This window comes from Lachnospiraceae bacterium JLR.KK008 (assembly GCA_037015955.1).
Classification (GTDB): domain Bacteria; phylum Bacillota; class Clostridia; order Lachnospirales; family Lachnospiraceae; genus VSOB01.
Window position 1 is genome coordinate 1,741,428 of the sequence record CP143548.1, and the last position, 13,862, is coordinate 1,755,289.

Annotated in this window: 13 protein-coding genes; 1 reads left to right on the forward strand and 12 read right to left on the reverse strand. The window is 46.5% G+C overall.

What is annotated here, in order from left to right:
- Positions 1–18: 18 nt before the first annotated feature.
- The 7 genes from V1224_08875 to V1224_08905 all read right to left on the reverse strand — a co-directional run bounded on the left by V1224_08875 (position 19) and on the right by V1224_08905 (position 8,220).
- A complete protein-coding gene (locus V1224_08875) occupies positions 19–1,143 on the reverse strand; it encodes a hypothetical protein (GenBank protein WWR14621.1) in 1,125 nt (374 codons plus the stop codon).
- Complete coding sequence (locus V1224_08880; protein WWR14622.1) at positions 1,136–2,983, reverse strand: HSP90 family protein; 1,848 nt, start codon at positions 2,981–2,983, stop codon at positions 1,136–1,138. Before V1224_08880 ends, V1224_08875 begins: the two co-directional genes overlap by 8 nt.
- Before the next feature lie 3 nt (positions 2,984–2,986).
- Positions 2,987–3,112, reverse strand: a complete 126-nt coding sequence (locus tag V1224_08885; GenBank protein WWR14623.1) for a hypothetical protein — start codon at positions 3,110–3,112, stop codon at positions 2,987–2,989.
- A 111-nt stretch (positions 3,113–3,223) separates the two neighbouring features.
- Positions 3,224–3,910 carry a DUF2461 domain-containing protein gene (locus tag V1224_08890; protein WWR17447.1) on the reverse strand — a complete coding sequence of 229 codons (687 nt, stop codon included), beginning with the start codon at positions 3,908–3,910 and terminating at the stop codon, positions 3,224–3,226.
- Positions 3,911–3,925: 15 nt separating this feature from the next.
- Positions 3,926–4,777 (reverse strand): RNA polymerase sigma factor, encoded by an 852-nt coding sequence (locus V1224_08895; GenBank protein WWR14624.1) that lies wholly within the window; start codon positions 4,775–4,777, stop codon positions 3,926–3,928.
- Positions 4,778–4,834: 57 nt separating this feature from the next.
- A complete protein-coding gene (locus tag V1224_08900; GenBank protein ID WWR14625.1) occupies positions 4,835–6,952 on the reverse strand; it encodes a leucine-rich repeat domain-containing protein in 2,118 nt (705 codons plus the stop codon).
- 470 nt (positions 6,953–7,422) lie between these two features.
- On the reverse strand, positions 7,423–8,220 hold the full coding sequence (locus tag V1224_08905; GenBank protein WWR14626.1) for an Rpn family recombination-promoting nuclease/putative transposase: 798 nt from the start codon (positions 8,218–8,220) through the stop codon (positions 7,423–7,425).
- A 163-nt stretch (positions 8,221–8,383) separates the two neighbouring features.
- On the opposite strand from V1224_08905, the gene V1224_08910 reads away from it, so the two are divergent.
- On the forward strand, positions 8,384–8,566 hold the full coding sequence (locus V1224_08910) for a hypothetical protein (protein ID WWR14627.1): 183 nt from the start codon (positions 8,384–8,386) through the stop codon (positions 8,564–8,566).
- Between the two features lie 53 nt (positions 8,567–8,619).
- Here V1224_08910 and rlmH read toward each other — a convergent pair whose 3' ends face one another.
- The 5 genes from rlmH to V1224_08935 all read right to left on the reverse strand — a co-directional run bounded on the left by rlmH (position 8,620) and on the right by V1224_08935 (position 13,851).
- The gene (rlmH, locus tag V1224_08915) at positions 8,620–9,099 is read right to left on the reverse strand and encodes a 23S rRNA (pseudouridine(1915)-N(3))-methyltransferase RlmH (protein WWR14628.1); all 480 of its coding nucleotides are present in this window, start codon (positions 9,097–9,099) and stop codon (positions 8,620–8,622) included.
- A 70-nt stretch (positions 9,100–9,169) separates the two neighbouring features.
- Entirely contained in the window at positions 9,170–10,015 is an 846-nt protein-coding gene (locus V1224_08920) for a hypothetical protein (protein WWR14629.1), read from the reverse strand.
- Between the two features lie 42 nt (positions 10,016–10,057).
- Positions 10,058–11,443, reverse strand: coding sequence for an NADPH-dependent glutamate synthase (gene gltA / locus V1224_08925; GenBank protein ID WWR14630.1), 1,386 nt, complete (start codon positions 11,441–11,443; stop codon positions 10,058–10,060).
- Positions 11,443–12,333, reverse strand: coding sequence for a sulfide/dihydroorotate dehydrogenase-like FAD/NAD-binding protein (locus V1224_08930; protein WWR14631.1), 891 nt, complete (start codon positions 12,331–12,333; stop codon positions 11,443–11,445). The genes gltA and V1224_08930 overlap by 1 nt, the downstream gene beginning before the upstream one ends.
- A gap of 108 nt (positions 12,334–12,441) precedes the next feature.
- A complete protein-coding gene (locus tag V1224_08935; GenBank protein WWR14632.1) occupies positions 12,442–13,851 on the reverse strand; it encodes a chitobiase/beta-hexosaminidase C-terminal domain-containing protein in 1,410 nt (469 codons plus the stop codon).
- Positions 13,852–13,862 lie beyond the last annotated feature (11 nt).

The window sequence follows — 13,862 nt, forward strand, 5'->3', positions numbered from 1 at the left end:
TCCGATGGAGTCTTATTTTTAATACACTGCGTCTTCCAGTTTCCGGCAATAATAATCAGCGCCGTTTCTCTTGTCAAATCTCTCTGCAACTTCTTTTGCACGCTCATAATAATATTGATACAGGTCGTCGAGCCGATACTGTCCGCTCTCCTGATACAGAGGAAATGCAGTATCCAGCGTAAGTTTAATCGTCTCTTTTTTCCTCTCTGTCCGCAGACGCTGAAAAAAGCGGGCAATATTTCTGTTACAGCGAAAAGCCGTGGCTGGCCGCCGCTCTTCCTCCCAGTCTCTCCAATGCGCTTTATAAATACGCAGCGCTTTTCCCATATCACGATGCGCATAACAGTACAGAAAATCATCCCATCTCTGAAACTCCGTATCTTTAAGTGTCTGACGCTCAAGGATGCGGCAATACTTCTCTGCCTCCTCAAAGTCCCTGAGCCGGAGATAATATTCCATATAGTACCGTTTGAGCCGCAGCCAGGCTTCTCTTCTGTCATGCCCGCACATCAGAACAAAATTTTCTATCTCCTCCGCCAGCTCTGCCGCCCGCTCCATCTGTCCGCCCTGCAAATAATAATTGATGGTAACATTCCGTTCACACGCTCTACAGTCACAGTTATCATCCCGCGGAATCTTCTCAAACGCCTGAAATGCCTCTCTTGACTTAACCTGATCAATCTTTTCATAAAACATGTACAGATAATAATAGTAAGGACGCAGATTATATCCATATGCCTGACTGCGTCTTTTGAAATCCTCGAAAAATTTCAAACAGTCTGACATGGGAATCTGATAAAAATTACTGCATTCTTCCAAAACCCATTTGTATACCCATAAAATATGATCCATTTCGTCCAGATACCCACTGTCAAAACAGGTGGAAGGCGTCTCCGGATAACGGTCCGCAATGGCCAGCGCCTCCGGAAAGATGACCATCATATCCATGCAGTCACCATAAAAGCAGGACTCCCGACACAGCTCCAGACGGAAAAAAATCTGAAACGGCGTATCCTCGTGAGAGTCCGCCGCCGCTATGGCGCTGCGGATGGCTGCCATCTTCGCCTTGCCGTGTTCCACATTCTCATAAGCCTGCTTCCATTCTTCCGGAACATAAACATCTTCTCCCCCGTATCTATCCATCCGACAGTCCCCTCTCCATCAGTGTCAGAATATTGCGGCTCTGCATCCCCAGCTCATTATGATGCAGAGTGAAACCTCCGATCTGCAGCGCCTGTACATACAAAATTTCTATCAATAGTTTCAGATCCGACTCCCGCTCCACCGCCACCAGCTTTTTCACAAGCGGATTGCTGTAATTAAAATAAAGGACAGCAGCCGTATCACTCGGAATCTCCGCCGCAAAGGCATCCAGCATCTGGAAAAACATCGAATCCGACCTGGAGCGTGAAGCCGCAATCTGGCGCTTCAACAAAATCTTTTCATCCATCAGGTAAAAGGTCGGCTGACTGACAGGAGAAAAATATTTCAATTCCGCCCTGCAGTCATAAGATCTCAGTATCCTGTCAGCCGCCTTCTGGAAGGCAAAGCTCTCATCCTGGTCATCCGGCGTCAGATCCTGTAACAGATCTTCGACGCTCCAGTCGTCTACCGGATGGACTTCCAGACCATACACCTGTCCAAGCCTGCAGAGAAGTTCCAGTGTGTGGACATAAGAGACGTTAATCAACAGTTTATCCTGGGCAAAAAAGAGCTGGGAGAGCTGCTTATATTTTGCTTCCGTCGGCGCATAGACAAGCGGTTCCCCACAGGAACGCAAATCATAACCGCTCTTTATCCCTCTCGTCGTTTCAAACTCACAGTAATCAACCAATATCTCAAACAATTTGGGCGTCGCCAGCGCCAGCGACATCAGCGTCAGCCGGTGAATATGAAAGAACGTATCAAACAGCTCCCTGTTCTCCTCGGCAATTTCCGCTATATAATCGATCAGTGCATCCTCGATGGCTTCCCGGGCCTGCTCCAACACTTCATCCACATAAAAGCCCTCTCTGGAAGCTGTCGGCCGCAGATCCGTGGCATTGATGATACATCTTGTAAAGACCGCCCAATCCGGAATCAGATCATTTCCCTTTTCTGTCAGCAGCATGTTCTTCAGATAAATCCGGTGGTTGCCTTTTGCCGACGGCAATACCGGGTATTTTACAATATAAGCAACGCCGGAGACATTCCCCTGCCCGCTTCGAAGTAGAACACAGTCCAAAAACTGCTCTTCAAACATCATCTGTCCAAACAGCAGTAATTCCTGTTTATTCGTCTTTCTTCCATCCCACGGCAGATAGACCGGATTGATTTGCTCTTCCTTTTCCCCCGTCCGCACGATAACCGGAAATGGCAGCAACAATCCGTAATAGGTGAGCAGTCTGCGGATCACCTTTTCTGTAAAGTAATCTTCACGTCCCGGTTTTGCCGTCAGTATCACCTGTGTGCCATAATCAGGCGCTTCCTCGCCTGGAAAAGTCCGGGCCATCTTCCTGATCGTGTAAGTGCCATCCGGTCTCCCCTTCCACTCGAGTACCTGGGCGTCTCCTTTGCATGACTTTGTCAACATCCGTATCTCATCCGACACCATAAAACAGGAGAGCAGCCCTATGCCAAACCGGCCGATATAGTCAGTGCAAACCTTTTCATCTCTGACACCGCGTTTTGAGGACTCGCCGATGACGGCCAGAAACTGATGAATCTCCTCTTCCGTCAGTCCCTGCCCATTATCCGTAAAAACAAGCCTCCTGCCTTCTTCGATCTCCAGCACGATTCTGCCCGGCACTTCCTTCGGTGCCTGTCTGTCCGGCGTTTTCCCCTGCGGCTCACTGTATTCCTGCGCCTGGATCATTCTGCCTGTTATGGCATCCACACTGTTCTGCAAGAGCTCGCGGATATACACGTCCGGACTGCTGTATAAATGATCTGACAGAATTTCTATCATCCCGCCCAGATTTACCTGAAATCGATAATCACTCATGGCTCAGTCCCACTCAATCTCATCTGCTTTTTCACGAACGATCTGATACAGCTCTTCTTCATTTTCGTTATAAAACCATACATCGATCGTATCATCACTCTTATTGAGTTTCACATAGTCAGGCGTCATAAAATTACTCCTTATATTCTGCTGCTTTACGATTCGCTACTGACTTTATTATACTACGTTCCTTTCCGGGGCGGAATCAATTTTTTATAAAACTTGTCGTTTTCTCCTTTCCTATGGCCTTTTTGGCATCTGGAACCCCGCAAGCGCTCTGTTCAGATAATCGTTAAACGGTTTCATAATCCGGAAAAGTTCCGCTGCTTTTGCCGGTAATGCTTCAGCATCTTTCACTTCTTCGTCTTTCAGCGCATACTCAAGATACCAGCTCTTATATTTCAGATATTCCGCCTGTGCGTGCTCTTTCTCATATCCCGCCGGAACATTTTTTAAGACCGTTCCCTGTACGGTGAAATATTTCTGAAACTCCTGTTCATGTATGATCTGCTCCCATTCCTCACCGTTACGGGCAATATAATCCCGTATCATCGTTGTTGCCTCTTTAAACATATCTGCAAACAGGCCTCCTCCTAAAAAAGAGCGGTTACCGGGCTTTATCATCAGATAATACCCGACAGGAACTGGCAGTTTGCCCATGGTAGAAATATGGGCACGGAACGCAGGAAGATACGGCGATTTATCATGACTGAAACGAGTATCCCTGACAATCTTAAAGGTAAGATCCTTCGGATTACTATGGATAATGCTGCTGTCAAACTTCCCGATTTCCATAATCAGAGCCTGCAATAATTGTTCAAATTCGGCATTTGCCTTTTTAAAGTCGTCTTTATTCGCATGATACCATTCACGATTATTATTCCTTTCAAGCGCCGATAAGTAATCAATGATAAGCTGTGTATTCATCATCTGTCATCTCCTTCACGAATTTCTGACAATCGAAAGCTGCGTGGAATCTAAAAATTCCCGTATCAGAGATTTCGTGCGCTCAGGAATCTGATAGGGCTTACAGAACGAAAAATCCTGTGATAACTCATCGATCTCCTCCATGGCATTTTTCACTTCCATGATTGTCTGAACGGAAATTTCCGCAGCCGTTACATAGTCCAGCCGCGATGGGTTTAATCTGTGACTCTGTATTGCATAATTCACTCTCTCTTTACATCTGCATCTTCCCTGTCCATATTCTCCACAATACTGTCCAAGAAAGTCCGCCATTTTTCTGCGTACCCGGGAGAGCCGCTGACGATACGCCTCCGGGGTTATCTCCAGAATCTCCCCCGCAATGCGGCTGTCGAGCTGAAACATTGTGCCCAATATGAAAATACACCTGCTCTCCATATCAAGACATTGCAACATCACATTGGTGCAGGACAGCTTCAGCTCCTCCGCCAGCAGCTCCTTTTCCACATCCTGTGTCAGATCCGGCAAATTCTCAATTTTTGCATTTTCTATATCCTCTCCATAATACGCAAAGCTCAGCGGAAACCGCGCAAACATATGCTTTTTATAGTTCTTCAGATGATTCGCCGCAATGCGGAATACCCATGTCGTAAACAGGCTGTCACCTCTGAAAGATGACAGATGCGTGATCACTTTCAGCAAAATGTCCTGTGTGGCATCCTCCGCATCTGCAAAGGTCCCGAGCATCCGCAGAGATAAATTAAATACCATGTCCTGTACACCTGAAACAAGCGTTTCAAGCGCTTTCCTGTCTCCTGCGGCAGCCTGATCGACCAGCGCCTGTACTTCCTGATTTGTCATTTTATCCATCGTCTTTTACCTCCTGCTTAATTAGACAACGTTCTCCCGGCCTTGTGACAGGAAAAATCATTCTTCCTGTATTTCACCGGTGTCATCATTCAGCAGATAAACCGCACGTTCTTCTTTCTTCTGATAACAAATGAGATGATAAAGCTGTCCGTCCCTGACCATCAGACCGTCATAGTAAATAAAATCTCCCTCCCATGGCCCGGTCTGAGCTTCACCGTCTGCTTCTACAGCCGCATTTTCCTCTGTCCCCGGGACAGTGTAATAATAATCCGGCAATTCCACTCCTTTTAATCGTTCATATCCTGTCTTCTGCCATGCCGCATAAGGCAGATCCGCCTTTTCCCCATTTCCGGCCACAGCGCTTATGAAATGATCCAGAGCCTCCACAGCGGCGATGTTTGTCTCCGTCTTATCATCATAGATGGAATAAGACACATCATACAGATCCATAGTTGGAAACGCCTTATGAAACGGATGCGCGGAATCTGCAAGATCAACCCTGACCATGCGGAAACCATCCATGGCAATGGCATATTCCACCCATGTATCATCTTCCACGTCTGTTACGGTTACATCATAGCCATCGGCAAAATGACTGTATCCCACACTGATACTCTTTGTCTGCTCCAGTTTTCCATTCCGATAACTGTAAATCTGCATAACTGTCATACCTGTACTGCTCCCCCAGCCTTCCTGCAGCATCAGGTTGCCGTTTCCCATGAATATACCAAAATAAGGATCTCCCTGCATTCCGCCGGCGTCACCGCCGCTTATATAAGGCACTTCGGTTACTTCCTGCATGGAACCGTCCTTTTGCCGTATCAGGACATACAGCCGCCGCGTATCCATATACATTTCGTCAGACTTGTGATCCCCAAATGTCCCATCGATTACAAAGGCAATATCCTTTCTGCCGTCCCCGTTCAAATCCCCTTCCACATAATCAATGCATGTATAGTCCGTAACTTCCGGATGCTGCTCTTCGATCCACGTCTCGGCATATTCTGTTTTCTCATCCATCGCTTCATAACTTTTCCAGGAAAGCAAAGGTACCTCACACACAGGCTGTAAATCAGCGCAGGGATTTCCGAATACTGAAACATACATCAGTTCCTTTTTTCCCGCCAGAGGCGACAGATCGGAAATCAGGTTGTCCGAAAGCCCCGCCTGATTCAAATGTGTCAGGCCGCTGAGCGCGGAAATATCGCTGATTTCATTTCCGTCCAAAGCCAAATCAAACAGGTTAGTCAGACTTTCCAATGACGAAATATCTCTGATCTGATTTTCAGCCGCCCCCAGCCGTTCCAATCTGGTAAGACCTGCTAACGGAGATAAGTCTGTAATGGAATTATGATTCAGGTTAATCCCCCGAAGCTGCGTTAATTCACTTAAAAAACTAATATCCCGGATTCCACAGTTCTGTAATCCCAGATCTTCCAGACTGGTCAGTTTTCCCACAACTTCCAGATTCTGGACATCGGAATTTCCGCTGAGCGCCAACTCCACCAGTCCCTGCAGGTTTTCCAACACAGCCAGATCATCGACATTTGTCTCATACAGAGACAGCCGTTCCAGCTGTGGCATATCTTTTAAAAACGTCAGATCTTTGACCTGACAATTTGGCAGATATAATTCCGTGAGATGATTCATTTCCGCCAGACAGGAAAGATCTATCTCTTGCCGGGCGTGATTATCTATGTAGAGCTTTTCCAGTCCGCTAAGTCCGGTAATTGGGGTAAAGTCCGCAATCGCACAATTATCCCAGGCGTCCAGATCGATGACCAGACTTTTCAGATTGGGCAGATAAAACAAATCCTCCAGAGAATACAGGGAACTGCCGCTGGCAGGCTCTTTTAATACGAGCTGTTCACATTGATCCAGTTTACGCAGGATCGTTTCCTCCGTATCTTCGCTGCCTATGTCCGCCTCGTACCATACACAATCCCGAAACCCCTCATCTTTTATCAGACGGGCCAATATCAGTTCCGCACCATTTTCCGCTGTTGTTTCCGCCGCAGCACCATTTTCCATTGCTGTCTCCTCCGGCGTATCCCCGTTTTCCTGCTCTGTCTCCCTGGCTGGAATTGTCTGACCATATCCAATCAGGAACAACCCAGACAATAATACTGCTAATGCAATTTTTCGCACATTTCTTCTGCCACGATGTCTGTCCATATGTTATCCTTTCCGCAATCCAAGTTTACTCTGATTCCCTGTCCTTTTGGTGATGCACGATTCACACTCTGTAATATTTTAAACCCATGATGCATCAAAATTGTATCATCCTGTAATCTTCTTTCTGTACCCTCAGTGGACAAGGGGACACACGCCGTGTGTCTCCTTGTCCACTGAGGGTACTGACATGGCAATAAATTCACCTTTCCCATATTGTGTCACAAATAAATGCTTCTGTAAACTGCTCTGATTTCTGATCCGTCGCAAAAAATTTTTGTTTTTCTATCTCACCAAGCTCTCTGTGAATAGAAATTGCTGCAGCAATATAATAAGCCCCTACCTACGACCACAGGCGGGAATGGGAATTCACAAAAAAGCCATTGCAGGGTATTCTCACATACCTCCAATGGCCTTTTCTTATATTATTGACAGAAAATTATTAAAATTTTCTGCCCTGTGATGCCCTGCTTTTAAATGATATGATACTCCACATAAAGTTCCTGACGATACTCTTTATCCTGTGATGCTTTGATAACGTCTGATAAACGTCCATCTTCACTTAAAAGTATTATTAATTCTGCCAACATTTCCTCACCTTTTTTCACATTCTCCTGGTCTCTCATCAACAACGTCATATACTCATGCCTCCATTCTCTATTCTTCTTGGCCTCTTTTACAGCTTCTTCCAATCTCTCCACATAGGCATCCTTCGGCTTCTTCCCTGCCACATAATCAAGGAACGCCTTTAATTCATCACTCACATCATCCAGAGTTCCTTTTGCATTGAGAACTATCTTTACCGCCTCATCACCCATAGAAATGCTGCCGTCTTCTTTACAGATATTTTCAAAGGTATAAATATGCCGTCCTTTCCCATATAAATCGAATGGACAGATAAATATAACATAGCTTCGCTTTAACTCATCATAAAACTGCCCCTTATCAATAAGTTGAAGGTCAATCATACTCTGATAATACCTGCTTCTCTTAGGAAGTTCCTTTGTATGGCTTACCTGCATTTCTATGTCGTAAACAACTTCTTTCTCATCTTTTACATACACATCCAGCCTCACACTGCGGGCATCCATATCCATGTTGATACTTTTCTGTAATTCTGGATATTCAATGCGTTCAATGTTCAAATCCGGAAGAATCCTCTGCAATAACTCTTTGCACAATTCCGGATTCTGCATGACCTTGCCAAACAGGAAATCATTGGATATGCTTAATTCTTCCCATTTTGTCTGCTTTGTTTCCATGTCTCCCATTTTATCCACCTGCTTTCTTTCAAAAAATGCCGGAAAACTCTGCATGTTCCAAAAGCCCTGCTACCTATATCTATTATACTCAGCCTTCCGGCGAATTACAATAAACCGAAAACCTGTTTTTCCCGCTCTTTGTTGTAACTGAGTATGCTTTCATCCTGTCGCCATGCCAAAGAAAGAAAACCCTTTACACCAGCTTCCTGTCAGTTTAGATGGTTATGGCGATATAAAAATTCACTTAGCAGAAATATTAGAAGAAAAAAACATTTCTCTCAAAAGCTATGTTGTAAGAACTTTATTGTCACGAACAGTAAAACCCCATGGAAGCCTCAAACTCCCATGGGGTTAAAAATATAACTCTTATTCTCTATTGCTCCCAAGAACACCTGTTCTCTTTCGCTCTTATTTATGATATGGTTCTCCGCTGATGATCCGGTATCCCCGGTAGATCTGTTCCAGCAAGATGACCCGCATCAGTTGATGCGGAAAAGTCATGTCCGAAAAGCTCACAGACAGAGCCGCCTTTTCCTTGACAGTAGAATGCAGACCGAGAGAACCGCCAATTACAAAGGTCAGATGGCTCTTTCCTGCCGTGCCAAGCTGTTCGATCTTCCTGGCAAATACCACAGAATCCATCTTCTTTCCGCCAATATCCAAAACGATAACATAAGATCCTTCCGGAATTCTGCCCAGAATCCTCCCGGCCTCTCTCTCCAAAATGGCGTCCTGCATCACTACAGAGGCCCCATCCGGCGTTTTATCGTCCGCCACCTCACACAATTCCAGTTTACAGTAGCGGCTCAGGCGTTTAGTATATTCGCCTATCGCATCCCTGAAATAAGCCTCTTTTATTTTCCCGACTCCAATCACCGTAATCTTCACAGCAGCTTCCTCTGCAACAAACGAAGGAAGAAATATTCTTCATATTCCTCCCTGCGTTTGTCTGATATTTTCATTTTTCAAACAATTCCGGATAAAATTCATCAATCAGATTATCGAGAAAACCCGATTCGATATTGATAAACTTCCGCGATATTTTTGTTTTGATAAAAGCGGTCCGCCGGAAATATTTCTCTTCTTCAGAAAGTGTCTCTCCGGAAAATGTCTCGTCTACTTCCTGTGCAGTCAGGCTGTCTCTGCACCAGCTCATAATCTTTTCTTTTAAATTACTTTCTGACAATGCTTCTTTTTTGTAAACTTTGGCAGAACGCATGGAACGAATGCCAATTATAACAAAGACAAGAAACATCGTCCCCATCACGCCATAAGTAAGATACGTCATGCCGCCGAGTGAAAACGGAATCACTCCCGCAGCCATCAGAAGGACGACTGCCAGGCCAACGATGCCAACGCCAAGGAGCGTATAACCGGAATCCCGGAATTCTTCCGCTTTCTGTGCATTGTCTTTGTATACGCCGCGGCTGACCTGCTCGCCATCAGAATGGACGTCAGATTCCTGCATCCCCGTCTCTGCCGGTTCTTCCTCAGTCTCGTCCTGTCCGGCCGTTTGACCGGACGACTCCTGCATCAAAAATACACGCGCAATCTGTCTGGCCTGCTCTCTTTCCCCGTCAGCGACAAAAATCTCATAAACCTGTTCCGCTTTGTCTTCCTGCATACGCGGTGAAGTCAGACCATTATACTTCATAAAAGACAACAGTCTGTCCATCTGCTCCTGATCTCCGAAAATAACAGCGCTGGCCTCTTTCTCCAGAGACGCTACCAACTCGCAGCCACAGTCCGCGCATATTTTGATTCCTTCCACATACTCGTTCTTACAGTTTGGACACCAAGGCATCGCAACCCCCTCCTAAAGCAATCTGTCCCCGCTCCGGGTGATCTATCTGCCGCTTAAAAATTCATCGATACCTTTTGCCGCCGCCTTTCCGGCCCCCATTGCCAGAATGACCGTAGCTGCGCCGGTGACAGCGTCGCCGCCGGCGTAAACGCCCTCTTTGGTTGTTTTACCGTGTTCCTCATCCGCAATAATACATTTCCATTTATTAACTTCCAAACCTTCCGTTGTGGAGGAGATCAGCGGATTAGGTGAAGTTCCGAGAGACATGATAACTGTGTCCACATCGATCACAAATTCGGATCCCGGTACTGCCACAGGTCTTCTTCTTCCGGATTCATCCGGCTCGCCAAGCTCCATACGGATACATTTGATCCCATTGACCCAACCGTTTTCATCGGATAAGATCTCCACCGGATTTGTCAACAGATCAAAGATAATACCCTCTTCCTTCGCGTGATGTACTTCTTCCACTCTTGCCGGAAGTTCTTCCTCACTTCTTCTGTATACAATATGTACCTCACCGCCAAGACGGAGCGCCGTTCTCGCGGCATCCATCGCGACATTGCCGCCGCCAACTACCGCCACCTTTTTACCGTGCATAATCGGTGTCCGGGAATCCTCGCGAAATGCTTTCATCAGATTGCTTCTCGTCAGATATTCATTCGCAGAAAACACACCGTTAGCCTGTTCGCCGGGAATGCCCATAAACTTCGGAAGCCCTGCGCCGGAACCGATAAATACCGCGTCAAATCCCTCTTCCTGCATCAATTCATCGATCGTCGTCGACTTGCCGATAATCACGTCCGTCTCTATCTTAACCCCGAGGGCTTTTACATTGTCGATCTCTTTTTGTACAACTCTCTCTTTCGGAAGTCTGAATTCAGGAATGCCATAGACAAGCACACCGCCCGCCTCATGCAGCGCCTCAAAAATCGTCACCTCATATCCCATTCTGGCCAGGTCGCCTGCACATGTCAGACCAGCCGGACCGGAACCGATAACCGCCACCTTTTTGTTTTTCTTTTCTCTGGCTCCTTCAGGCTTGATATTGTTTTCAGCAGCCCAATCGGCTACAAAGCGCTCCAGCTTACCGATTGAAACAGGTTCCCCTTTAATACCACGGATACATTTTCCCTCGCACTGACTCTCCTGTGGACAGACACGACCGCACACAGCCGGAAGCGAGCTGGACTGGCTGATAATCTGATACGCTTTTTCGATATTGCCGTCCTTAACCTGCTCGATGAATCCGGGAATGTCAATGGCTACCGGGCAGCCTTTGATACACTGCGCATTTTTGCAGTTGATACATCTTGCCGCTTCCTCCATTGCCTCCTTCTGGTCATATCCAAGGCATACTTCCTCAAAATTGCAGGCACGTACTGCAGGCTCCTGCTCACGCACCGGTACTTTTTTCAATACGTCCATTATTTTTCACCTCCGCAGTTTCCGCACCCGCCATGATGGGTGTCACCTTCCTGCTGTCTCAGGAAAGCTCTTCCTTCTTCTGTCTTATACATCTGCTGACGTTTCATCGCCTGATCAAAATCTACTTTATGTCCGTCAAACTCCGGTCCGTCCACGCAGGCAAACTTCACTTCTCCGCCTACTGTCACACGGCAGGCACCACACATGCCCGTTCCGTCCACCATAATCGGGTTGAGACTGACAACCGTAGGGATATGTAACTGCTCTGTCAGCTTGCAGACAAATTTCATCATAATCATCGGACCGATGGCAATGCACACATCATAGACTTTTCCTTCTTTCTCCACCAGATCCTGGATCGTCTGTGTGACCATACCGCTTCGTCCGTAGGAACCATCGTCGGTCGTCACATACAGCCCTCCTGCCACTGCTTTCATCTCTTCTTCCATAATGAGCAGATCTTTTGTCTTGGCGCCGACGATCACATCCGCATCAACGCCGTTCTCATGCAGCCACTTTACCTGTGGATATACGGGAGCGGTTCCCACACCACCTGCCACAAACAAAATTCTTTTCTTTTTTAACGATTCTTTCTCTTCGGAGATCAACTCGGACGCACAGCCAAGAGGCCCTACGAAATCATGAAACGCATCTCCTGCCTGCAGCGCAGCCATCCGTTTCGTCTCGGCACCGACACCCTGGAACACGATCGTCACGGTACCGGCCTCTCTGTCATAATCACAGATCGTTAGCGGAATCCTTTCTCCCTCGTCATCCATCCTCACGATGACAAACTGTCCAGGATAACAGGCTTTGGCAACCCGTTTTGCTTCTACGACCATAGAATAGATATTTTCTGTCAATTCTCTGGCTTCCAAAATTTGAAACATGATCTTTCCCTCCGTTTTCCTTCGTTCATCTTTTAATGATAAAATATCTCACCGAAAAATACAATCAAAAACTTTTACCATCTGTATATTTATTCATTTCCAAGCCAATCAAAACGAGACAACCGAATAATATCCGTCTTCCCCTACATTGGCTTTAAACAATTCTCCTGTCTGCGCGTCCACGCAGTAGAGATTTCCTGTCTTCGTATCCACGCCGAGCAGGTCTTCATAATATTCAACCACAAGAAAATAATTTCTCTCATTGATGCAGACAGCGCTGCTGCACACATAAACATTTCTTCCTTTTTTGTCCGGCACACTGCCATTGAAATCGGTGACGACACCATGCTCGACAAGACCGACGACAAGCAGATTCACTGCCGTCGGCAAATCGATCTCCGACTGCATCACAAAAGAGTAATTTCTCGTCACTACTTCGCTGGCTGTCCCCTCCTCCGTGTATGAGATAAATTGATAGGTACTGCCCCCGATTGGCAGAGCGATCGGATTGCTGTAAAGAATGCTGTCTTTTGTCGGCTGGCTTCCATCCACCGTATAATACACAGACTCTCCCTGAGGCACCGTCACCGTAATCATCTGCGGCTGTGTATATTCCCCCGAATTAAGACTGACTTCCGGTTCATGCGCCTGATCTAAATGGATCTGATAGATCTGGACTGCCGTCTCACTTTTAATGCCATACTCATTGACAAAGAATGCTCTCACTGTATAAATCCCGTCGTCCAGAAAAAGTGGTGTCGTATAAACCTGACTGTTTTCATCCGGCTCACTGCCATCCATTGTAAAATATACGGTCCCCGACGTATTCGCAGTCAGCTTCAGCGGAATCCGCTCCTCATAAGTGCCCTGCGGGTAATTGAACTGTGGTGGATTGGCAATATATTTTATAAACGTATTGACGATCTGATCAGAATCACTGTCGCGCACTAACTGGTTGATCGTCACGTAATCATTTTCTTTCTCATAAATACCGATCAGATTCCGATAGGCGTTTTCGTTTTCCCGGTCCGCACGAATCACATCATAAAATGCAGCGATGGCATTTGCGGTCTGTCCGTCCAACAAATAATATTCTCCCAGCCTGTTTCTTATGTCCAGATCGGTCGCATCCATTTCCGACGCCTTCAGCATACAGGAAATCGCTTTCTCATAATCTTTCTCCGCCGCCGCCTTTTCCGCCCTGGCAAGCTGAGTCTCCACCGTTGCCATCTGATTGGATGCGAAGAAAATAAGAAAAACAATACCTGCCAGAACTGCGGCGATCACTGTACTGTAAAAGCTGATCCTGCTCCTTCGTTTTTCCTCCTGTTCGATCTTCCGTTCCTTTTTCTCCGCCTTTTCGCTTCGAATGAGATGATCCGTGATCTTCTCCAGCACACCGGTCATTTCTTCTTCAATCTCCGGTTCAAAATCAGGAACGATCTGTACTTCACGCCCGCACTGCGGGCAGTACATCTTGCCCTCCTCCAGCTCACATCCGCATTCTATACATTTCATAATCAGATACC

Excerpts from the sequence above, each read along its gene's own strand:
- V1224_08875 (WWR14621.1), bottom strand. The coding sequence starts at position 1,143 with ATGGATAGATACGGGGGAGAAGATGTTTATGTTCCGGAAGAATGGAAG.
- V1224_08920 (WWR14629.1), bottom strand. The coding sequence starts at position 10,015 with ATGCCTTGGTGTCCAAACTGTAAGAACGAGTATGTGGAAGGAATCAAA.
- V1224_08905 (WWR14626.1), bottom strand. The coding sequence starts at position 8,220 with ATGGGAGACATGGAAACAAAGCAGACAAAATGGGAAGAATTAAGCATA.
- V1224_08895 (WWR14624.1), bottom strand. The coding sequence starts at position 4,777 with ATGGATAAAATGACAAATCAGGAAGTACAGGCGCTGGTCGATCAGGCT.
- V1224_08880 (WWR14622.1), bottom strand. The coding sequence starts at position 2,983 with ATGAGTGATTATCGATTTCAGGTAAATCTGGGCGGGATGATAGAAATT.
- V1224_08890 (WWR17447.1), bottom strand. The coding sequence starts at position 3,910 with ATGAATACACAGCTTATCATTGATTACTTATCGGCGCTTGAAAGGAAT.
- V1224_08900 (WWR14625.1), bottom strand. The coding sequence starts at position 6,952 with ATGGACAGACATCGTGGCAGAAGAAATGTGCGAAAAATTGCATTAGCA.
- V1224_08935 (WWR14632.1), bottom strand. The coding sequence starts at position 13,851 with ATGAAATGTATAGAATGCGGATGTGAGCTGGAGGAGGGCAAGATGTAC.
- V1224_08910 (WWR14627.1), top strand. The coding sequence starts at position 8,384 with ATGCCAAAGAAAGAAAACCCTTTACACCAGCTTCCTGTCAGTTTAGAT.
- gltA (WWR14630.1), bottom strand. The coding sequence starts at position 11,443 with ATGGACGTATTGAAAAAAGTACCGGTGCGTGAGCAGGAGCCTGCAGTA.
- V1224_08885 (WWR14623.1), bottom strand. The coding sequence starts at position 3,112 with ATGACGCCTGACTATGTGAAACTCAATAAGAGTGATGATACGATCGAT.
- V1224_08930 (WWR14631.1), bottom strand. The coding sequence starts at position 12,333 with ATGTTTCAAATTTTGGAAGCCAGAGAATTGACAGAAAATATCTATTCT.